Source organism: Pseudomonas chlororaphis subsp. aurantiaca, assembly GCF_013466605.1.
GTDB classification, from domain to species: domain Bacteria; phylum Pseudomonadota; class Gammaproteobacteria; order Pseudomonadales; family Pseudomonadaceae; genus Aquipseudomonas; species Aquipseudomonas chlororaphis_I.
In genome coordinates this window covers 3,124,492-3,147,158 of sequence record NZ_CP059162.1, presented here as the reverse complement: position 1 = coordinate 3,147,158, position 22,667 = coordinate 3,124,492, and the positions used below count along the sequence as shown (strand labels likewise).

Sequence of the window (22,667 nt, the reverse complement as noted above, 5' to 3'; positions counted from 1 at the left end):
GTTACATCCACGGAGCAGTGCATGAACGATAAAGAAGCAACCGTCCTGATTCAAGTTTATGTAACAGATGATGACGGCCCTTTTTTTGAAGAGCTGCCTGCTCGCAAGATCGATCAGGATACTTACGAGTTGCTCTCCTCTCCGGGTATCGCGCTGAACCTGGCACGAGGAGATATTGTTTCAATCAAAGACAGAGAAGCACCTGCCGTTGTCTTGAAACGAGGCGGAAACTTTTGCGTCCAGATCTATTCGGACGCTATTCCTCAAGAAGAAATAGCCCGGCTGGAAAACGCTGTGGTTTGTGAGCTGGGTGGAACACTGGATGGTGTATTTGAGGGAAACCTGTCATTGGCGATTCCCGCGCGCAATGGAATGGAGAAGATCAACAACTTCTTTAACAGGTTTCGAGATAGGACAGAGATTCAGTGGTACTACTGCAATATCTATAAAAACCTGGATGATGACGAGGATGAGACACTTTTATATTGGTGGCTCGAAAACTGATAGATGCTGACGCCCGCAGTCATTTCACCAGGCGCTTTTCTTTCGAGGGCCGGTAGCCGAAATACGAGCTGTAGCACTTGCTGAAATGGCTCGGCGACACGAAGCCGCAGGCCACCAGCACCTCGACCTGGGACAGCTCGGTGTGTTGCAGCAACCGGCGCGCCTCGGTGATGCGCAATTCCAGGTAATAGCGTTGTGGCGTGGTGCCCAGCTGCTCCTTGAACAGGCGCTCGATCTGCCGCCGGGAACGCCCGGCATACTCTGCCAGTTGCTCCATTTGCAGCGGCTCTTCCAGGTTGGCGTCCATCAGCTTGACCACCTCGCGCAAGGGCGCGCTCAGCGAGACATGCAGGGTCGGCTTGATGCGCCGGTAGCGGGACTCCTCGAACGACAGAATGTCCTCGATGCCCTCGACCAGCGCCTTGCCATACAGCCCCTTGATCCACTCCAGGGCCATATGGAAGGCCCCGGCGGGACTGGAGGCGGTGAGCCGGTCGCGGTCTACCACAAAGGCCTCGCTGGTGACATGGGCGACCTTGGAAATCTCCGTCAGCGCCGGGCGGTGTTCCGGATGGATCGCGCAGCGGTAACCCTCCAGCAACCCCGAGACGCCCAGGAACCAGGCCCCGTTCCACAGCCCGGCCAGGGTGATGCCCAGCTCGGCGGCGGTCTTGAGCAGGCTGATCAGCTCGGGATCGGCCTTGAGCTCCGTGCGGTAGCCGCCACAGATCACCAGCAGGTCGAGATCCTTGAGCGCTGGAGCGCTCAGGCGCGCATCGGGGCGGATCACCAGCCCGAGATCGCTGGTGACTTCGCCGTCCTGCAAGCCAAAGGTCTTGGTCGAGAACAAGGCGGGACGCAGCAGGTTGGCGGTGATGATGGTATCCAGGGCCTGGGTGAAGGCCGGCAACGAGAAGTGTTCGAGCAGCAGGAAACCTGCCCGAGTGTGGGCCGCGGGCGCCAGCCGCAGCTCCTCCAGATACCTCAGGTTCTTGCCCTTCATGCCGCCACTGAAATCCCGTCGTTCAACCGCCATACGCCCTCGCCTTTTTTACCCTACCGAACGCAGATCCAGTGTATGTCGAATCCAGGCATCCAAAAAAATTCCTGCTCGCGCCACCCACCATCGCTCGGGCGAAGCGGAGCCGTAGGCTATAGAAAAAAGTCGTGGGCCAGAAGCCGGCTCAGTTGAACGCCAGGGATGTGGATTGCAACTTGAGGAAAACGCACATTCAGCGCAGCGGTCCGCTGTGGCGCCACCTGGATGCTCGGGTCATAGGCGAAGGTGGTCCGAATGACCATGCGCCAAAAGACTCTTGCGCAAGATGGCGACCTCGGCGGCGATGGCGAAGCGCTTCCGGGTGATGTCCAGTGCCGTGGTCACGGCACTGGCGACATTGCGGCCCTCAGGGGGACGCGACACTCACAGGCCAGGCTCAGCGCGCAGGATCGATGGCTCCTCGCCGCGATACAGCGCCTCGACCTTGGCCGCCCGCCACTGCAACACCGCGCGCTGGTTGATCGAGCCCTTGTCGGTGATTTCCCCACGGTCGATGGAGGCCGGTTCGTCGAGCAGCGCGATCCACTCCAGGCGGCTGGCGTTGCCGCTGGCCTCGCGGTTGAGCCGTTGCAGCCAATCGCCGAACCAACGCCGCACCGGCGCGCTGGCCAGCACCTCGGCATCGCTGGCATTCGCGGGCAAGCCGGCCAGCCGCCGGCATTCGTACAGCCGCGGAAACACCAGCGCCCCCAGGCATTCGCGGTCCGGCGCGGTCACCACCAGGTCCTGCACATAGGGCGAGCCTTCGAGCACCGCGCGATTGCGCAACGGACCGACGCTGACGAACACCCCGGAGCCGAGTTTGAAGTCCTCGGCGATGCGCCCGTCGAACATCAGGCCCAGTTGCGGATCGGCGGCGTCGACCAGTTTCAGCGCATCGCCGGAGCAGTAGAAACCCTGCTCGTCGAAGGCTTCGGCGGTCTGCTGCGGCGCGCGCCAGTAGCCCGGCATGATGTGCGGCCCGCGAAAACGCCCTTCCAGCTTGCCGTCTACCGGCACCAGGCGCACCTCGCAACCCGGGGCTGGCAGGCCGATATAGCCAGCCATGGACAAGGGCCCGGTGGTGAAGGTGCAGGACGGCGACGCCTCGGTCATGCCGAGCCCGGCCATCATGCGGATGCGTTCGCCGCAATGGGCTTCGGCCACTTGGTCGAGGCGGTCCCAGACCCTCTGGGACAGGCCGGCCGCGGCGAAAAAGAACAGCTTGATGCGCGAGAAGAAGCGCTCGCGCAACTCGCCGTCCTGCTCCAGGGCGTTGACCAGTTCTTCCCAGCCCTTGGGCACCGTCAGGTAGGCGGTGGGGGCGATTTCCTTGAGGTTGCGCAGGGTTTCGGCAAAACCCTGGGCCGTCGGCTTGCCATCGTCCAGGTAAAAGGTGCCGCCGTTGTAGAGCACGATACCGAGGTTGTGGCTGCCGCCGAAGGTGTGGTTCCACGGCAACCAGTCCACCAGCACCGGGGGTTCCTCGCCGAACACCGGGAAGGTCTGCAGCAGCATCTGCTGGTTGGCGCAGAGCATGCGCTGGGTGGTGACCACCGCCTTGGGCAGCTTGGTCGAACCCGAGGTGAAGAGAAACTTGGCGATGCTGTCCGGACCGGTGGCGGCGAACGCCGCTTCGGCTTCGGCGTCGCCGGGGTGTTGCAACAGGCTGGAAAAATCGCGCTGCGGCCGGCCCGCCACGGTGCCACGCACCACGATCAGCGGCGTGTCGCCCGGCAGCACGGCATCGATCGCCCGCTGGAAGGCCGCGCCATCGCTGACGAACACCAGCCCGGGTTGCATCAGGTCGCAGACATGCCGCAGCTTGGCGAAATCCTGGGACAACAGCGAATAGGCCGGCGACACCGGGCAATAGGGAATGCCGGCGTACATCGCCCCCAGGGCCAGTTGCAGGTGCTCGATATCGTTGCCGGAAAGCAGCACCAGCGGCTTCTCGGCCGACAGGCCATACCCCAGCAGGCTCTGGGCGATGGCCCGCACGCTGGCCAGCATCTCGGCGTAGCTCACCCGGCGCCAGTCGCCGCCGTCCTGGCGCGCGGCGACAAAGGTCTGCTGCGGGCGCACCCAGGCCCAATGCACCAGGCGGTCCAGCAAGCGCGTCGGCAGCTCGGCCAGGGGCTCCAGGGAACGCATCTGCAGGATGCCCTGCTCTTCGCTGACCTCGACCGCGGGATGGGCAATGGCCACCTGGCGATAAGGCGGCGCGTCGGCCGCGTTCGGCGCTGGCGATCTGAATTCGGAATTCACGTGTTTGTCCTCCATCAAGGCCCGTCGCCGGCGAACTCGGCCGGGGACCTGGCAGCCAGGGGCTGGGGCCTTGTGATTGTTGAGTCCGGGGGCCGGAGTTCAGATCGGGTAGTGCCGTGGACCGTTCTGCAGGGTAATCCAGCGCAACTGGGTGAACTGCTCGATGGCCGCCTTGCCGCCAAAACTGCCGTAGCCGCTGGCCTTGACCCCGCCAAACGGCATCTGCGCCTCGTCGTGCACGGTCGGGCCATTGATATGGCAGATGCCCGATTCGAGCCGTTGCGCCAGGGCCAGGGCGCGCCCGGTGTCGCGGCTGAAGATCGCCGCCGACAGGCCGAACTCGGAGTCGTTGGCCAGCCGCAGCAGTGCTTCGTCGCCCTCGCCGCGCAGCACCACCGCCACCGGCCCGAAGGACTCTTCGCGGTACAGGCGCATGGCGTCGGTGACGCCGTCGAGCAAGGTCGGCTGCAGAATGCTGCCGGCCAATTGGCCACCGGCGACCAGGGTCGCGCCCTTGCCCAGGGCATCATCGATCAGCCCCTTGATGCGCGTGCCGGCACTGGCGTCCACCAGCGAACCAAGCACCGAATCCGCGGCCTCCGGGTTGCCCGCCGGCAAGCTGGCGATCTTCGCCGCCAGCCTGGCGACAAAGTCCTCGGCCACCCGCGCATCGACGATCAGGCGCTCGGTGGACATGCAGATCTGCCCCTGGTTGAAGTAGGCGCCGAAGGCCGCGGCCTGCACCGCGGCATCCAGGTCGGCATCCTCCAGCACCAGCAGCGGCGCCTTGCCGCCCAGCTCCAGCAGGGCCGGCTTGAGGTGCCGCGCCGAGAGCTCGCCGACGATGCGCCCGACCCGGGTCGAGCCGGTGAAGTTGACCCGGCGCACCGCCGGATTGGCGATCAACCGCTCGACAATGGCCGGGGCATCCTCGGGGGCGTTGCTGATGACGTTGACCACCCCGTCACCGAGGCCGGCCTCCTGCAACACCTGGCCGATCAGCCGATGCACCGCCGGGCTCAGCTCGGACGCCTTGAGCACCACGGTGTTGCCGCAGGCCAGCGGTATGGCGATGGCGCGGGTGGCGAGGATCACCGGGGCGTTCCACGGCGCGATGCCCAGCACCACGCCGCACGGCTGGCGCAGGGCCATGGCGAAGCTGCCGGGAACATCGGAGGGGATGACCTCGCCATTGATCTGGGTGGTCATGGAGGCGGCTTCGCGCAGGATATTCGCCGCCAGCTGCACATTGAAGCCGTACCAGTTGGCCATGGCCCCGGTCTCGCCGGTCGCGGCGATGAACTCCGCGCTACGGGCCTGCAATTGCCCGGCCGCGCGCAGCAGGCGGCTGCGCCGTTCATTGGGCGCCAGCGCCGCCCAGGCCGGGAATGCCGCCTGGGCCGCGGCCACCGCGGCGTCCGCGTCTTCCAGGGTGGCGGCGGCGACGCGCGAGACGACTGCGCCGGTCACCGGGTTACGCCGTTCGAAGGTTCGACCGTCGCGGGCGGGGCACGACTGGCCGCCGATCAGCAGGGGCACGTCCAGCATGGTGATTCCTCTTTATTGTCTTTATCGGGAATACAGTGGAGCGGTTCACGCCGGCGCCTGGGCGCTGCGCCGAACAGTGGGCGGACGCTGCCGCCCGCCGGGTTTGCATCAGCGTTTGTAAGCCTGCAGGCCGGGTTTTATGCTCTTGTCGTCAAGGAACTGCTTCATGCCCTGCTCGCGGCCGCCTTCGGTGTCCAGCAGGCGCGACTGGTCGAGCTTGGCGTACAGGTAATCCTCGTTCTGCTCCCAGGTCAGCTCGCGGCAGCGCTTGAAGCCATGCTTGGCGGCCCGCAGCACCACCGGGTTCTTCTCCAGCAGGTTGCGCGCCAGCCCGACGGTGGTTTCGCGCAGTTGCGCAAGCGGCACGCTCTCGTTGACCAGGCCCATCTCGGCGGCTTTCTGCCCGCCGAAGGTCTTGCCGGTCATGATGTAGTACAGCGAGTGGCGATGGCCCACGGTGTCGGCCATGGCCTTGCTCACCAGGTTGCCCGGCGGGATACCCCAGTTGATTTCCGAGAGGCCGAAGGTCGCTTCATCGGCGCAGATCGCCAGGTCGCAGGCCACCAATGGGCTGAAGCCGCCGCCGAAGCACCAGCCGTTGACCATGGCGATGGTCGGCTTGGCGTACATGCGCAGCAGCTTCCATTGCCATTGCGAGGCCTCGCGGCGGATTTTTTCCTGGAGGATTTCCGGGCCGGCATCCACTTCGCGAAAGTATTCCTTGAGGTCCATGCCCGCGGTCCATGCCTCGCCCGCGCCGGTCAGCACCAGCACACCGGCGGCCGGATCCTGCTCCAGCGTCTCCAGCACCTCGACCATCTCGCGGTTCAGGGTCGGGCTCATGGCGTTGCGTTTTTCCGGACGGTTGAGGATGACCCAGGCGATCCCCTCTTCGATCTCGACCTTGACGGTTGTCCAGCGACCTTCGTAGTTGCTCATGGCGATTGCTCTCTTTGTTCTTGGCTTGAGATGGGCAAAAACTAAATCGCCTAATTAGTTATGTCAATTAACTATTAATAAAATTAACAAACATTTCCCAAGTGCCCGGAGCGCTTCAACAGCAAGACATCTGCCATCGGCCATGGCTATCCCCCGTCAATCCCGGCAAACTAGATAGCCTTCTTAACTGCCAGCCCGAGGATTTCCCCTGCAATGGCCAAGTCTTCCAACAAGATAGCCACCGCCGCCGAGGCTCCCGTCGCCGACAGCGAAACCCAGGCGCCCCTGGACTCTGCCCTGGACGACCTGATCGGTTACGCCATGCGCCGGGCGCAGCTGAAACTGTTCCAGAACCTGATTGGCCGCCTGTCGAGCCACGACCTGCGGCCGGCGCAGTTCTCGGCCCTGGCGATCATCGAGCAACATCCCGGGCTGATGCAGGCCGACCTGGCCCGGGCGCTGGCCATCGAGCCGCCGCAGGTGGTGCCGTTGCTGAACAAGCTGGAAGAACGGGCGCTGGCGGTGCGGGTGCGCTGCAAACCGGACAAGCGCTCCTACGGGATCTTTCTCAGCAAGACCGGCGAGACCCTGCTCAAGGAACTGAAGCTGATCGCCGCCGAGAGCGACCAGGACGCCACCGCCTCCCTCGACGACCGGGAACGCGAAGAACTGCTCAGGCTGCTGAAAAAGGTCTATCAACAGTAACCCGCGATCCCTGTAGCCGCTGCCGCAGGCTGCGATCGGCGGCGCAGCCGTCGCAACCCGGCGAACGCCTTTATTCAGGCAGATCGCGGATGCAGGTTTTGCGGCAACTGCGTTGCCGATCGCAGCCTCGCGGGCTCGGCAGCGGCTACAGGGCCGGTGGTGCGGCTGGCGTTACCAGATCGGCAGCGTGTAGAGCACCAGGAAGCGGGTCTGGTTTTCATCGCGGAACGCCGCGCCGGCGGGAAAATCGTTGCGGTAGATCGACTTGCGCGCCAGCAGCCCGAGGTTCTTCAGCGGCCCGCTCTGGATCACGTACCCCAGTTCCATCTGGAACTCCCGCTCCTTGCGATCCTCGGCATTCAGCGCCGCCAGTTCGATATGGTCGCCGCGCACGTAGCGCAGGCGGCTCTTCAGCCCGGGCAGCCCGGCGGCGGCGAAATCGTAGTCGTAGATGGCCTGCCAGGTGCGTTCCCGGGCATTGAGAAAATCGGAACTCATGGTCAGTTCGCTCATGCCCATCAACTCGGTGCCCGACAGATATGGCGTCGCCGTATCGCCGCTGGCGTGCATGTAGCCCAGGCTCAATCGATGCCCGCCCCAGCGATAGGCGAACAGCGCCGAAAGATTGCGGTTGTCCACCTTGCCGGCCTTGGCGCTGCCGTCTTCGCGGCTGAAGAAACTGCGCAGGTCGCTGCTCAGCACCCCGTCCCCGAGCTTGAAGTTATGCAGCAGGGCCAGGGTGTCCTGCTGGTAGAGGTCCGCCACTTCGGCGTGGTAGGCGCGCAGGCTGAGGTCCGGATCGACCTGGTAATCGCCCCCCAGGTAAGCCATGTGCGACGAAGTGACCGCGCCGTTGAAGCGCCGGTTCGGCGAAGCGATGCTCAGCGCCTGGTAGTCGGTGGAGTCGCGCTTGTTGATGCGATCGATATAGCCGGTGTTAAAGGTCAGGCCGTCGATGTCCTTGGAGCTGAGGGTGGTGCCGCGAAAGGTCTGCGGCAGCAGCCGCGACGGGCTGGCAAAGGCGAACGGCAGGAAGATCGACACATCGCCGGTCTTCACGCTGGTCTGGGCCAGGCGCAGCTTGGCGGTCATCGCCAGGCGCGAATACTCGTCCGCCGCGCGCTTGTCGCTGGCCGACACCGGCAGCAGTTCGGTGCCGCTGCGGTCCGGCGCCGAGTCGAGCTTGATCCCCAGCAGCCCGCGGGCATCCATGCCGAAGCCGACGGTCCCCGGGGTAAAGCCCGACTCCAGGTTCAGGATCGCCCCCTGGGCCCATTCCCGGGCCGCGGTTTTCGCGCCGTCGTCCTTGTAGTCGCGGTCGAGGTAGTAATTGCGCAGGGTCAGGGTGCCGTGGCTGTCGTCGATAAAGCCCGCGGCCTGCGCCGGAGCGGCCACCACGCCCAGCCCCGAGAGGGCCAGGCAGCACAGGCGAACAGGTAGGGCCAGCGGCGCCGCGAGGGCGTTGCGTGAGAGGTTCGGCATGTTCGAGTCCACTTATTGTTGTTGTTTTGCGGAACGGGATCGCCTGGCCATGGCAGGCGTCCACGGCCAGAGAATGGAAACAGCCAAGGGCTGGCGTCAATCCATAATGACCGATAATCGAACATTAATATTATTATCTATTTACCAGATAACACCGGACAAGACCGATAAGTAATTGATTTACATAAAACTAAATCGATCTTTCAGGCTGATCCGGCCACCCTTCAATTTTTAGTTATCTTTGTTAATCTTAATTTCGCCTGCCAACGCTCGAGCGAACAGGCGCGTTCCACTGCGTCCGCCCCCAACAAAAACAACAATGAGGTTTGCCATGGACACTCCATCGCGTCGCACGACGCTGACCATCGCCCTGTGTTTTATCGTTGCCCTGATCGAAGGCTTCGACCTGCAAGCCGCCGGCACCGCCGCCGCGGGCCTGCGCCAGAGCTTCGCCCTGGACCCGAGAATGCTGGGCTGGGTGTTCAGCGCCGGGATCGTCGGCCTGCTGCCCGGCGCCTTCTTCGGCGGCTGGATCGCCGATCGCATCGGCCGCAAGAAAATCCTCATCGGCGCCGTGCTGCTGTTCGGCCTGTTCTCCCTCGCCACCGCCTATGTCGCCAGCCTCTCGGGCCTGCTGCTGGCGCGCTTCATGACCGGCCTGGGCCTGGGCGCCGCCCTGCCCAACCTGATCGCCCTGTGCGCCGAGGCCGCGGGCGAGCAACGCCGTGGCACCGCCATCAGCATCATGTACGCCGGGGTACCCCTGGGTGGCGCCCTGGCGGCGCTGGTGGCCATGCTGTTCACCGATCATTGGCAGGCGACCTTTATCGTCGGCGGCCTGGCGCCGCTACTGGTGGTGCCGCTGATGCTCCTGCTGCTGCCCGAGTCCAGCGCCTTTCGCCAGCAACAAGGCAACCCCGGCCTGACCCGCATCTCCACCGGCCAGGCGCTGTTCGGCGAAGGCCGGGCGCGCACCACCCTGGCCTTGTGGCTGAGCTATTTCTTCACCCTGACGGTGATGTACATGCTGCTCAACTGGCTGCCGTCGTTGCTGCTGGAACAAGGCTTCAGCAAACCCCAGGCCGGGCTGGTGCAGATGCTGTTCAACCTCGGCGGCGCCCTCGGTTCGCTGCTCGGCGGCCTGCTGCTGGATCGCTGCAACGGCATCAAGGTGGTGCTGTTCGTCTACGCCGGGCTGCTCGCGGCGCTGGCCGGGGTCGGCCTGTCGGCGGGCCTGCTGCCCATGGCCTGCGCCGGGTTCGCCGCGGGGCTGTTCGTGATGGCCGCGCAACTGGTGCTGTACGCCCTGGCCCCACCCTCGTACCCGACCCTGGTGCGCGCCACCGGCGTCGGTGCCGCGGTAGCCATCGGCCGCCTGGGATCGGTGGCCGGCCCCCTGGCCGCCGGGCAGATCCTCGCGGCCGGCGCCGGCACCAGCGGGGTCTTGCTGGCGACCTCGCCGGGCCTGGTGATTGCCGCCTTGAGCATCATCAGCGTGATCGCCCGCCCGGCGTCGCGGGTCGAACCCGGGTTGGCTGCGGCGAACCCGGCCGCACCCAAACCCTGAAGCCTTGACCCAGCAGGACATCAGCCTGGTTGACTGCCGTCGCAACGCGGTTGCCCAGGCTGAAACAGCGCCCCGCCCGCGCGGAACGCTCAGGACTGCCCCTCCCGGGGCTTTTTCGTTTCTGCGCCGCTTTTGCATTTCTGTGCGACAGATCCCACTTCGGGGGCTCCCGTAGCCTTCCCTCGTGATGTTAGGTTGGGAAGGTTGATCAGAACTTCCTAACAATCTGCAAGGAACGCCTCCCGCAATGGATTTCTCCCTCAAGCAACTGGCCGCGGCCACCCTGATGCTGGCCAGCCTGTCAGCCTTCACCACCACCGCCCACGCCAACATCACCCCGCAGCAGAACGCGGCGATCCTCAAGAGCTTCGCCGATGCCTCGGTCAAGGACTTCCGCCAGTTCCTCGACACCCTGGGCAAGAGCGAGCTGGCCAAGAACGCCAACCTCAGCCCGGCCATCAATGCCTTTCTCGACAACAAGGCGCTTTCCGCCGAGCAGCAGAACGAGATCCATCGCCTGCTGGGCCTCTATGCGCGGGTGAAATACGGCAAGGCCGCCACCGAAACCCTGCGCGAACTGGTGGCCATCCCCACCGTGCGCGTCGACGGCGTGCCCCAGCACGAGAACCCCGAGTTCCTCAAGATCGCCGACAAGATCCAGGCCCTGGCCAAGGGCTTCGACCTGAACTTTCGCAACATCGACAACCGCGTCTACGAGATCTCCCTGCAAGGCAGCGGCAAAGAAGTGGTGGGTATCCACGCCCATGCCGACGTGGTGCCGGTGACGCCGGAGAACTGGGTGCTGCAGGACGGCACCAAGCTCGACCCGTTCAAGGTCACCCTGGTCGGCGACCGCATGTACGGCCGCGGCACCGAGGACGACAAGAACGGCATAGTCGTGGCCCTGTACGCCATGAAGATCATCAAGGAAGAGAAGCTGCCGCTGGCGCGCAACTTCAAGCTGCTGGTGGACACCACCGAGGAAACCAGCGGCGACGCCATCCCCTACTACTTCGAACGCAACCCGACGCCCAACTACAACCTGGCGCTGGATGGCGGCTACCCGGTGGTGATCGCCGAGAAAGGCTACGGCACCGTCATGGCCAGCTTCCCGCGGCGTACCGCCGAAGGCAAAGGCGCGGAGATCGTCTCGATGACCGGCGGCCTGGCCACCAACCAGATCCCGGGCGCCTCGGTCGCCACCCTGGTGACCGACCAGCCCGCCGAACTGGCCGCCAGCCTGCAGAAGGCCGGCAGCGAATACGCCAAGGCCCACGGCGGCGACTTCAGCGTGGCCGCCAAGGTCGAAGGCAAGGACGTCAAGCTGACAGTCACCGGCGTGTCCGCCCACTCCTCCGAGCCCGAGTCCGGGGTCAACCCGGTGGCGCGCATGCTCGACTTCATCAACAGCCTCGACGGCAAGGTCGCGCTCAAGCACAACCCGATCACCGACGCGGCCCGCTACGCCGCCGACAACTGGGGCCTGGACTACCTGGGCAACAAGTTGGGGGTCGGTTTCGCCGATGACTTCATGGGCCCACTGACCACCTCCCTGACCTATGTCGGCCAGGATGAACAGGCCTTCAAGCTGGCGGTCAACCTGCGCGTGCCCAAGGGCAAGACCCCGGAGGTGCTGAAACAGGAAATTGCCGACAAGTTGGCCGCCTGGAGCAAGAAGAACCAGGTCGCGGTGAACTTCGACTACAAGATCGCCGAGCCGATGTACCGCAACCCCGAGGGTGAATGGGTCAAGGCGCTGTTGGCGGTGGCCAGCGAGAACCTGGGCATGCAGCACAAGTTCGGCACCTCCGCCGGCGCCACCTCGGTGCATGAACTGCCCAACGGCGTGCAATTCGGCCTGGCCCGTCCCGAGGTCAAGTACACCGGCCACAACGACAACGAGTTCAAGACCGTCGAGCAGTTCCAGCTGGACCTGCAGATCGTCACTGAAATGTTCGGTCGCATCGGCCAGCTGCCGAGACTCTGAGCCCTTTCGGACCCGCCGCCCTGGCGGGTCCACTCGTGCCGATCGGGTCGCGCCGTCATGGGCGACTTTCGATTCCCTCCCCCCGATCTGGTGCACCGCCGGACAGATGCCCGGTGATCGATCCGGTCAGGTGGCGCTCAAAAACACCAGCCCCCAGCATCAAGCCGCCACTTCCCGCCCCTGCGCCGCCCCCGCCTCATACCTCGCGCCGCCCCGAAGCCCATGGCGAAGCTTCAACGCCGGCCGTTCGATGCAGTAGTACGAAACGCCGCTGAATAACAGCGACAGCGCCAGCACGCTGGCAACGATGGGCGCCTCGTAGGCCACCGGCCAGAACGCACGCAGCAGGTACATGACCACAAAGTGATTGAGGAACACGCCGTAGCTGATGTTCCCGAGGAGCTCGTCGATCCGGTGGAATCCGAGCTTCGTCAGCAGGTACACCGCGGGCACGCCCAGCGCGAGGCCGGCGGTCACCTCGGCATTGAACGGCCGGCGCTCTATCCAGCCGGCCATGATCGCCACGAAGATCATCGCCGCAGCCACGGCGCTGCCGCCAGCGATCAGCAGCCCCTTCGCCCGCGCCTGGTACAGGTAGCTGCCGCACAGGAACATGAACAGCACACCGGGCAATAGCCGGTAGCCGTACAGGTCGGTGTCGATGAAGCCCAGGCACGCGGCGAGGAAGACCGCCACAGACAGGGCAAAGGCAGCGCCGCGCACGCCGTAGAGGATCAGGAACGGGATCACCAGGTAGAAGCACATCTCCAGCCCCAGCGACCAGGCCGGTGGCAAGATCTCCACACCGGCCGCCCCGAACATATAGAACCCCAGGGGCACGATCGGCAGGCTGGCGGCGATGTTCCCGAGTGTCAGCTCGGCGGCTTGCGGCGTGCCGGGCAGCAGGAAATAGATCACCGCGCAGGAGGCGGCAAAGTAGAACAGAAATTGCGGGTAAAGCCGCAAGGCCCTGTCCAGGTAGAACAGGCCGATTTTTCCCGGCGCCTGGTAGCTGCGCTCGATCAGCGAGGTCATCACGAAACCGCTGATGATCAGGAAGGAAATCACGGCGATCACCCCGGGATTGAGCCCCAGGAATGTCTTGCCCATATGTGAAACAGCAACCAGAACAGCCAACAACAGACGATACGCACCCACTCGCGACCCCAAACGTCCTTGTAATTGTGGCGCGTAAACTACCCTGCTTTGCGTGGGGAAGACAGGTTTTTTCGCGGCGTTCCAAGGGGCTGCCACAACCTTTGGCGATCGGTATTGGCACCTTCAGTCATGCCGGCAGACAAGGCCACGACACCGGTCATCGCGTCGCGGTCGTGAGCGTCTTGTTAAGGCCAAAAAGCCGATCTATACCTCAACAGGCTGTTTGCAACGGCTGAAGCAACCCGGACTTCGTCGCGCCTGCGGCGAGCCAGGCATTCAACGCACCGGACAACTGGACAGAGGCATCACCAAGGAGCGGTCATGAGCGGAAAACTATTAGTCAAATGGGTCAACAGAACCGATCGGCACCCCCACGGGGTTTGCGAGGCGGCCGTGATGAAGTGGCTGGCGGCCATCGATAACTCCGGCCTGGCCCAGGCCATGAAGCTGACACCCCAGCAATGCGATGATCTGCAGGATCAGGTGGAAGACGGAGAGACGTTCGTTTTCCTGCTGCCCCCCATGCTGCTGCCTACTTCAAGTTTCGACCCGTTCAACCCGGTGCCGACCACGGTGGATTCGCTGAAGGCCCTGAAGGCAGGGAACTTCATCTTCGTGTCCGCCGAGGGCCACAGTGTGGCCGGCGGCGGACATGCGATGGGCATCTACAAGAACACCACCAACCTGTTCTTCTTCGACCCTGAGCTTGGGATCTATGCCTATGACTTCAACAGCGCAGCGGACCTGAGCGAAATCGTCAAGAAAACCCAGAACTACGGGAAGGCAGCGTATTGCCCAGGCACCTTTACCCCACCGCCGAAACCTTGAGCCGAGGCTTCGAGCGTCCTGCGACAAGACTGTTTGGCTGCGGGGCCAGCTCTCGGGCATGAAAAAAGCCACTCTAGTGAGTGGCTTTTTTGTGCATCCAGAGGCAGCCAATGGGTAGCCTGCCCGGATCTGCGGCAAACGAATCGCACCAGGGAAAAAGGAGAAGCCATTGAAATTGAAATTCAGCCATGTGGATGTGCTCGTCAAAGACCTCGAGCAAGCCTGTGCGTATTACGCCCGGGTCTTCAGCGCGAGGATTTCCAGGACCCTGGATTGGCAGCGCGACGGCCTGCATGTGCGTTATGCGATCGTCGGGTTCGGCACCGAGCGCCTGATGCTGGTGCAACCCTTTGCCGGTAATCTCAAGACGCTGATGGACAGCAACGGCGAAGGCACGATCTACCGTCACTGCTATTCCACGCCGGACATCGAGTCCGCCTACGACGAGTTGCTGGCCGCGGGGGTACAGCCGGAAGACGAGAACGGCAACCCCCTGTCGCGCGACAATCTGCAATCGCCCAGCGGGACGCGCATCCTCTGGCTACCGAAACGCTTCGGGCATTTTTCCATCGAGCTGCTTGAAGAGACCGAGCTGGAAGCCTTCATCGAGGAGGCATTCGCCGGGGACAGATAAGGCAACAGGCGCCAGCGCTCCCCCGTTTTCCCCCGCCGCATAGGCTGAAACTCCCAGGCCGCCTGGGAGAATCGGCCAATGCGCAACCTCCGGCGCATCCCCATAGTTGTGACACCTGCCAGCAGAGGGGCCCAGGTGCGGCCCCCACAACTAGAACCGCCGAGGAGCCTGCCATGACCACACCCCAGTCCCCCACCACCGACCTGACCGCTGATACCTCTACCGATCTGTACCCCGTCTTCCCCAGCAACGACCCACTGACCACCACCGCCCTGACGGATGGCGCTCCGGTCGTGGTAGCGACCGGTGTCGACGTTGCCCTGGACGAAACCGCCGGGTTGCAGAACGCCACGGCCACGCCAGCCCCTGCGGGGGACGCCGACGACAATGACATCCTGCTGGCCGCCCTGCCCTCGGCCTTCGCCACCCGGCTGACCGCCCTTGGCGTCGGTACCGCAACGGACGCCGCCTTGAGCGGTTATACCGGCGCCGTGGGCGACACCGGCAGCAATGCCTTCACCCTCAACCTGGCGCCCGGCGCGATCAATGTCGATATCAGCTTCACCGACAGCCTCGGTGGACCGCTCAATGGCCTGGACAGCGGCCTCGATACCCTCGATGGCATCGACATCCTTCTCTATACCGATACGGACAACAACATCCTGCTGGGCCGGGCCGGCGGCCCTGACGGCGCGATCGTGTTCGCGGCCTATATCGAAGAAACCGGGTCGCCGCTGTCGGGCGGCAAGATCTGGACCGTGGAATACCAGCCGCTCAAGCATCCGGACGCCAGCAACCCGGACGATGCCCTCAACCTGCTGGACAAGGTGTTTATCGGCGCCAGCCAGGACCTGACGTTCAACCTGGCCAATGCGCCTTCCGGGCAGAACCTGTTCCTGATGTTCACCAAGGCCAACCCGACGGTGGTCGATGATGGGGGTGTGTTGCGGATCAGCGATCCGACGATCATCGCCACCGGCAAGGACCCCGCCGACCAGTCATCGGGCGCCAGCATCAACACCGGCGACACCGTCAACACCAGCCAGGCGGGTGGCCCGACCACCTTCGGCACCAACAGCCAGATGATCACGGAACAGGAAGGCATTCGTTTTACCTTCGTCACCGGCGCCCGGCAGGACGTGACCATTCCCAACCTGGATCAGAACGAAGCCGACGTCGAAGCCAACATCGACTTCACCGCGATGTTTAATGTCAAGGCGGCCAATTTCGATATCGTGCAACTGCAAGGCGGCAAGAGTGCCGTAGTCAAGATCAGCGCCTTCAATACCGCGGTTGAAAGCGGCGTGAACTTCGTCAACGGCTATGCCAACGATACGTCGGTGGCCATCACCAATGTTCGGGTGATCAACATCGCCACCGGGCTGGTGATCGAAAACTCGGACGGCTCGGTGAATGATCCAAGCATTGCCATCAGCTTTTCTGGCGGCGTAGCCACCGTCACCGGCGTCAAGGCCGGCTACCAGATTGAATACACCACGGCCGCGGACCACAACCGCGTGCTGATCGAGAACGGCGCAGCCCTCGACGCCAAGGGCAATACCCACGCCGACTTCGACATTGGTGGCCTCACCCTGCGCCAAGCCTCCACCACCACCGCCGAAATCGGCTCGCACATGATCTTCGAGGACGATGGGCCGACCCTGGCCTTCGGCAACCTGATCGGCACCGGCACCCAGCTGGCGCAACAAGGCTACTGGAACATGGCGGCCGGCGCCGACGGGCTCGGGGTGACCGGCCTGGACATTTCGCTGCTGAACGACCAGTTCACCCTGGTCCGGCCGGACAACACCACCACCATCGGCACCGGGACCCTCGTCGAGCAGTCGCCTTCACCCGATGGCAATGGCGCCTACCAGTTCGCCGGAACCCTGACCGGTGATTTCGACAACAACGCGGCCACCGCCGATACCACTGTCCATTACACCCTGAGCGCCTACGCCAACGGCACCTATGCCCTGGACCTGGAGGAAGGTTTCCGCTCGACCATCGTCCTCAGCAGTGCCGACGGCTCGCTGGCTGCCGGCGGGCCGGACCCGGTGCGCACACTGATAATCGGCAGCGAAGATGTGGTGTTCTTCGCCGCCAATCCACTGGCGCCGCAAACCGGCGATAACAGCATCCTCACCGGTATCGGGCTCGGGGCGCCCGACCCTACCGAAGCGCAGTTGCAGACCGACCCCCTGCCGTCGTTCATCGGCTCGGCGGCCATGAACGTCAGCACCTCGGGCATCGGTATCGCCAACAACAACCTGGAGGGCAACACCACCGCCGGCATCAATGCCGGTGACGAGAGTTTCGTGATCAACCCCGAGACCTTGTTGACGAGTATGAAGATCTTTATCGACAACTCGGTGCAGGGCTACAACCCGGCCACCGAAGAGCTGTACTACACGATCTACTACGACAACGGCACGACCTCGGGCGCGCCCATCAAGGTGCAGGCCGCCGACCTGCAGGCGGAGGCCGGAGGCCAGACATCCTTCACCGTCCAGTGGGATGGCAGCCACCTGATCGACGCCGTCCAACTGACGATGGGCCTGGGCACGATCAAGGTCCCGGTGATCCAGTTCATCAAGGAAACCCAGAGCCTGGCCAGCGATATCCAGCTGGCGTTCAACGCGACGGTGACAGACAAGGACGGCGACACCGCGACCAGCGCGTTCGACGCCAACCTGTTCGCCAACGACCCGAGCGACCAGACCTTCGACTTCAGGCTGGTGGGTACCACGGGTGAGCGGGATGCCTTCAACATCGACCTGTCGGTGGCCGAGAACCAGTATCAGGTCAGCGGCTTCGATGCGGGCCCGGGCCAACGGGATGCTGTGGTGCTCATCGGTGACCCGGGCGCCGTCGTGCAATCGGTCGACAACGCCGGTGCCGACAGCATCGTGACGGTGGCCGAGACCGGCGGGCAATTGACGACCATTACCCTGCTCGGAGTCGATCTGCTCAATACCGATATTGTCCTGGCCAGCGTCTGAAACCTGGCACGGCAAACCCAAGCGAGGGCGGCCTGGAAACCGCCCTCGCTTTTTTTTGCAGCCTCAATAGGCCTGGCTGCAATGCTTGCCGCGCCGAACGCTCGAGCAGCACCAGGCTTGAAGCGCACGCAATGCAGCGGGGCCTTCGCCTCACCCCTTATCCCCACCCCAATAGGCTGAAACTCCCAGGCGACCTGGGAGTATCGGCCAATGCGCAATCTCCCAGGCATCCCCATAGTTGTGGCATCTGCCAGCAGAGGGCCCGGCTGCGGCCCCAATAGCTGGAACTGCCTAGGAGAATTGTCATGACTACCCTCCAAGAAAACCTATCCCTAACGGGCGACCCGCTCGTGGTAGCGACCGGCGTCAACGTTGCGCTGGACGAAACCAGCGGGTTGCAGAACGCCACCGTCACACCAGCCCCGGCAGGAGACGCCGACGACAATGACATCCTGCTGGCCGCCCTGCCCTCGGCCTTCGCCACCCGGCTGACCGCCCTGGGCGCCGGTACCGCCATGGACGCCGCCTTGAGTGGCTACACCGGCGCCGTGGGCGACACCGGCAGCAATGCCTTCACCCTCAACCTGGCGCCCGATGCGATCAATGTCGATGTCGGCTTCACCGACAGCCTCGGTGCACCGCTCGATGGCCTGGACAGCGGCCTGGATACCCTCGATGGCACCAGCATCCTTCTCTATACCGATACGGACAACAACATCCTGCTGGGCCGGGCCGGCGGCCCTGACGGGGCGATCGTGTTCGCCGCCTATATCGAAGAAACCGGGTCGCCGGTCAGCGGCGGCAAGATCTGGACCGTGGAATACCAACCGCTCAAGCATCCGGATGCGAGCAACCCGGACGATGCCCTCAACCTGCTGGACAAGGTGTTTATCGGCGCCAGCCAGGACCTGACGTTCAACCTGGCCAATGCGCCTTCCGGGCAGAACCTGTTCCTGATGTTCACCAAGGCCAACCCGACGGTGGTCGACGATAACGGTGTCCTGCGGATCAGCGATCCGACGATCATCGCCACCGGCAAGGACCCCGCCGACCAGTCGACGGGCGTCAATATCAACACCGGCGACACCGTCAACACCAGCCAGGGGGGTGGCCCGACCACCTTCGGCACCAACAACCAGATGATCGTGGAACAGGAAGGCATTCGATTTACCTTCGTCACCGGCGCCCGGCAGGACGTGACCGTGCCCAACCTGGATCAGAACGAAGCGGACGTCGAAGCCAATATCGACTACACCGCGGTCTTTAATGCGACGACGGCCAGTTTCGATGTGGTGCAGCTGCAAGGCGGCAAGACTGCCGTGGTCAAGATCAGTGCTTTCAACACCGCGGTCGAAAGCGGCGTGAACTTCGTCAACGGCTATGCCAACGACACCTCGGTGGCGATCAGCAATGTCCAGGTCATCGATAAAAGCACCGGGCTGGTGATCGAAAACTCGGACGGCTCGGTGAACGATGCGAACATTGCCATCAGCTTTGACGGCGGCGTGGCCACCGTCACTGGCGTCAAGGCCGGCTACCAGATCGAATACACCACCAGTGCGGACCACAACCGCGTGCTGGTCGAGAATGGCGCAGCCGTGGACGCCAAGGGCGATAACCACGCCGACTTCGACATCGGAGCCTTCACCCTGCGCCAGGCCTCCACCGCGACCGCCGAAATCGGCTCGAAGATGATCTTCGAGGACGACGGACCGGCCGCAGCCGGAACCGCTGAGACCGGCACCGTCGATGAAGACGGCCTGGCCAATGGCATCGCCGGCGGTGTCGGCGACGTGCCTGGCGAAATCACCAGCGCCAGCGGCAACGTGAGCGCTATCTTCCAGTCCGGCGTCGATGTGCCGCTGACGTACTCCTTGTCGAGCGACACCAGCGGCCTGCCCGCCCTGACGTCCGGCGCAGTGGCGCTGGTCTACAGCGTGGTCGGCGACACCCTGACCGCCAAGGCCGGCGCCGTCGATGTGTTCACCTTCAGCCTCAGCGCCGCGGGCGCCTATAGCTTCACTCTGCTGCAGCCGCTGGACCATCCAGCGGGCAATGACGAAAACGACATCACGATCAACCTCGGTAGCCTGCTGCAAGCCACCGACAAGGACGGCGACACCGTGACGGCCGCGGCCGAGAAGCTGGTGATCACCGTCGATGACGACACACCAACGGCAGCCGGAACCGCCGAGACCGGGACCGTCGACGAGGATGGCCTGGCCAATGGCATTGCCGGCGGTGTCGGTGATGTGCCGGGTGAACTCACTACTGCCAGCGGCAACGTCACGGCGATCTTCCAGTCCGGGGCCGACGTGCCGCTGACTTACTCCCTGTCGAGCGATACCAGCGGTCTACCTGCCCTGAGTTCCGGCGGAGTGGCGCTGGTCTATAGCGTCCTGGGCGACACCCTGACCGCCAAGGCGGGCGCCGTCGATGTCTTCACCTTCAGCCTCAGTGCTGCCGGTGCCTACAGCTTCACCCTGCTACAACCACTGGATCATCCAGCGGGCAATGATGAAAACGACATCACCCTCAACCTCGGCACGCTGCTGCAAGCCACCGACAAGGACGGCGACACGGTGACGGCCGCCGCCGAGAAACTGGTGATCACCGTCGATGACGACACGCCAACGGCAAATGGCACCGCTGGGGCCGCAACCGTCGACGAGGATGGCCTGGCCAACGGCATTGCCGGTGGGGTCGGTGATGTGCCGGGTGAACTCACCACTGCCAGCGGCAGCGTCACGGCGATCTTCCAGTCCGGGGCCGACGTGCCGCTGAGCTATTCCCTGTCGAGTGACACCAGTGGCCTGCCAGCCCTGACGTCCGGCGGAGTGGCATTGGTGTACAGCGTCGCGGGTGACACCCTGACCGCCAAGGCGGGCGCCGTCGATGTGTTCACCTTCAGCCTCAATGCCGCGGGTGACTATAGCTTCACCTTGCTGCAACCGCTGGACCACCCAGCCGGCAACGATGAAAACGACATCACCCTCAACCTCGGCACGCTGTTGCAAGCCACCGACAAGGATGGCGATACGGTGACGGCCGCCGCCGACAAGCTGGTGATTACCGTCGATGACGACACGCCAACGGCGAATGGCACCGCCGAGGCCGGCACCGTTGATGAGGACGGCCTGGCCAATGGCATTGCCGGTGGGGTCGGTGATGTGCCGGGTGAACTCACTACCGCCAGCGGCACTGTGACGGGGATCTTCCAGTCCGGTGCCGACGTGCCGCTGAGCTACTCCTTGTCGACTGATACCAGCGGCTTGCCAGCCCTGAGTTCGGGCGGGGTGGCGCTGACCTACAGCGTCGCCGGCGACACCCTGACCGCCAAGGCGGGCGCCGTCAATGTGTTCACCTTCAGCCTCAATGCCGTGGGGGCCTATGCCTTCACCCTGCTGCAGCCGCTGGATCATGCGGCGGGCAACGACGAGAACGACATCACCATTAACCTGGGCAGCCTGCTGCAAGCCACCGACAAGGACGGCGACACGGTGACTGCCGCGGCCGACAAGCTGGTGATCACCATCGATGACGACACCCCGACCCTGGCCTTCGGCAACCTGATCGGCACCGGCACCCAGCTGGCGCAACAAGGCTACTGGAACCTGGGGGCTGGCGCCGACGGGCTGGATGCCAACGGCCTGGACATTTCGCTGGTGAACGGCCAGTTCACCCTGGTCCGGCCGGACGACACCACCAGTATCGGCAGCGGTACGCTGGTCGAGCAGTCGCCGTCACCGGATGGCAATGGCGCCTACCAGTTCGCCGGAACCCTGACCGGTGACTTCGACAACAACGCGGCAACGGCCGATACCACCATCCACTACACCCTGAGCGCTTACGCCAACGGCACCTATGCCCTGGACCTGGAGGAAGGTTTCCGTTCGACCGTCGTCCTCAGCAGTGCCGACGGCTCGCTGGATGCCGGTGGCCCGGACCCGGTGCGCACGCTGACGATCGGTAGCGAGGATGTGGTGTTCTTCGGCGCCAACCCGCTGGCGCCACAGACCGGTCCGAACAGCATCCTCACCGGTATCGGGCTTGGAGCGCCCGACCCTACCGAAGCACAGTTGCAGACCGACCCGCTGCCATCGTTCATCGGCTCGGCGGCGTTGAACGTCAGCACCTCCGGTATCGGCATCGCCAACAACAACCTGGAGGGCAACAACACGGCGGGCATCAATGCCGGTGACGAGAGTTTCGTGGTCAACCCCGAGACGCTGTTGACGGCCATGAAGGTCTATATCGACAACTCGGTACAGGGCTACAACCCGGCCACCGAAGAGCTGTACTACACGATCTACTACGACAACGGCACGACCTCGGGCGCGCCCATCAAGGTGCAGGCCGCCGACCTGCAGGCGGAAGCCGGAGGCCAGACATCCTTCACCCTAGAGTGGGACGGCACCCACCTGATCGACGCCGTCCAGCTCACCATGGGCAAGGGTACGATCAAGATCCCGACCATCGAGTTCATTCACGAGGTCCAGAGCCTGGCCAGCGATATCCAGTTGGCGTTCAACGCGACGGTGACGGACAAGGATGGTGATACGGCGACGAGCGCGTTCGACGCCAACCTGTTCGCCAACGACGCGGCCGACGCGCTCTTCGACTTCAGGCTGGTGGGCACCACCGGTGAGCGGGATGCCTTCAACATCGACCTGGCAGCCACCGAGAACCAGTACCAGGTCAGTGGCTTCGATGCGGGCCCGGGCCAGCGTGATGCTGTGGTGCTCATCGGTGACCCGGGCGCCGTCGTGCAATCGGTCGACAACGCCGGTGCCGACAGCATCGTGACGGTGGCCGAGACCGGCGGGCAGATAACGACCATTACCCTGGTCGGGGTCGACCTGCTCAATACCGACATTGTCATGGGCAGCGTCTGAAACATTGCGCGTCAAACCCAAGCGAGGGTGGCCTGGAAACCACCCTCGCTTTTTTTTGCGCGCCAATACAAGCGTCGCGGCGAACGTTCCAGCAGCTCGTCGAGCCGCTCG

General features: G+C 64.0%; 14 protein-coding genes. 8 read left to right on the top strand and 6 right to left on the bottom strand.

Annotated elements, in window-relative coordinates; all coding sequences use genetic code 11:
- Positions 1–21 precede the first annotated feature (21 nt).
- The gene (locus tag H0I86_RS14385) at positions 22–504 is read left to right on the top strand and encodes a DUF4265 domain-containing protein (RefSeq protein ID WP_180925528.1); all 483 of its coding nucleotides are present in this window, start codon (positions 22–24) and stop codon (positions 502–504) included.
- A 19-nt stretch (positions 505–523) separates the two neighbouring features.
- On the opposite strand, the gene souR is transcribed toward H0I86_RS14385, so the two are convergent.
- The 4 genes from souR to H0I86_RS14365 all read right to left on the bottom strand — a co-directional run bounded on the left by souR (position 524) and on the right by H0I86_RS14365 (position 6,298).
- On the bottom strand, positions 524–1,540 hold the full coding sequence (gene souR / locus H0I86_RS14380) for a transcriptional regulator SouR (protein ID WP_180925527.1): 1,017 nt from the start codon (positions 1,538–1,540) through the stop codon (positions 524–526).
- 387 nt (positions 1,541–1,927) lie between these two features.
- Positions 1,928–3,811: a feruloyl-CoA synthase gene (locus tag H0I86_RS14375; RefSeq protein ID WP_180925526.1), complete on the bottom strand. Its 1,884-nt coding sequence runs from the start codon at positions 3,809–3,811 to the stop codon at positions 1,928–1,930.
- Positions 3,812–3,910: 99 nt separating this feature from the next.
- Positions 3,911–5,359, bottom strand: coding sequence for an aldehyde dehydrogenase (locus tag H0I86_RS14370; RefSeq protein WP_180925525.1), 1,449 nt, complete (start codon positions 5,357–5,359; stop codon positions 3,911–3,913).
- A 108-nt stretch (positions 5,360–5,467) separates the two neighbouring features.
- Positions 5,468–6,298: a p-hydroxycinnamoyl CoA hydratase/lyase gene (locus H0I86_RS14365; RefSeq protein ID WP_180925524.1), complete on the bottom strand. Its 831-nt coding sequence runs from the start codon at positions 6,296–6,298 to the stop codon at positions 5,468–5,470.
- 213 nt (positions 6,299–6,511) lie between these two features.
- On the opposite strand from H0I86_RS14365, the gene H0I86_RS14360 reads away from it, so the two are divergent.
- On the top strand, positions 6,512–7,003 hold the full coding sequence (locus H0I86_RS14360) for a MarR family winged helix-turn-helix transcriptional regulator (protein ID WP_180925523.1): 492 nt from the start codon (positions 6,512–6,514) through the stop codon (positions 7,001–7,003).
- A gap of 171 nt (positions 7,004–7,174) precedes the next feature.
- Here the strand turns inward: H0I86_RS14360 and H0I86_RS14355 are convergent, their stop codons facing one another.
- Positions 7,175–8,485, bottom strand: coding sequence for an OprD family porin (locus H0I86_RS14355; protein ID WP_180925522.1), 1,311 nt, complete (start codon positions 8,483–8,485; stop codon positions 7,175–7,177).
- Positions 8,486–8,816: 331 nt separating this feature from the next.
- Between H0I86_RS14355 and mhpT the strand changes: the two genes are divergently transcribed.
- Both mhpT and H0I86_RS14345 read left to right on the top strand, forming a co-directional pair.
- Entirely contained in the window at positions 8,817–10,052 is a 1,236-nt protein-coding gene (gene mhpT, locus H0I86_RS14350; RefSeq protein WP_180925521.1) for a 3-(3-hydroxy-phenyl)propionate transporter MhpT, read from the top strand.
- Positions 10,053–10,299: 247 nt separating this feature from the next.
- The gene (locus H0I86_RS14345) at positions 10,300–12,039 is read left to right on the top strand and encodes a dipeptidase (protein WP_180925520.1); all 1,740 of its coding nucleotides are present in this window, start codon (positions 10,300–10,302) and stop codon (positions 12,037–12,039) included.
- A 159-nt stretch (positions 12,040–12,198) separates the two neighbouring features.
- On the opposite strand, the gene H0I86_RS14340 is transcribed toward H0I86_RS14345, so the two are convergent.
- Positions 12,199–13,197, bottom strand: a complete 999-nt coding sequence (locus tag H0I86_RS14340; RefSeq protein WP_180925519.1) for an acyltransferase family protein — start codon at positions 13,195–13,197, stop codon at positions 12,199–12,201.
- A gap of 321 nt (positions 13,198–13,518) precedes the next feature.
- On the opposite strand from H0I86_RS14340, the gene H0I86_RS14335 reads away from it, so the two are divergent.
- From H0I86_RS14335 to H0I86_RS14320, 4 genes are all read left to right on the top strand, one after another.
- Entirely contained in the window at positions 13,519–14,025 is a 507-nt protein-coding gene (locus H0I86_RS14335) for a hypothetical protein (RefSeq protein ID WP_180925518.1), read from the top strand.
- Between the two features lie 169 nt (positions 14,026–14,194).
- On the top strand, positions 14,195–14,659 hold the full coding sequence (locus tag H0I86_RS14330; RefSeq protein WP_180925517.1) for a VOC family protein: 465 nt from the start codon (positions 14,195–14,197) through the stop codon (positions 14,657–14,659).
- Positions 14,660–14,832: 173 nt separating this feature from the next.
- A complete protein-coding gene (locus H0I86_RS14325; RefSeq protein WP_180925516.1) occupies positions 14,833–17,661 on the top strand; it encodes a DUF5801 repeats-in-toxin domain-containing protein in 2,829 nt (942 codons plus the stop codon).
- Between the two features lie 305 nt (positions 17,662–17,966).
- A complete protein-coding gene (locus H0I86_RS14320; protein WP_180925515.1) occupies positions 17,967–22,556 on the top strand; it encodes a T1SS-143 repeat domain-containing protein in 4,590 nt (1,529 codons plus the stop codon).
- Positions 22,557–22,667: the final 111 nt, after the last annotated feature.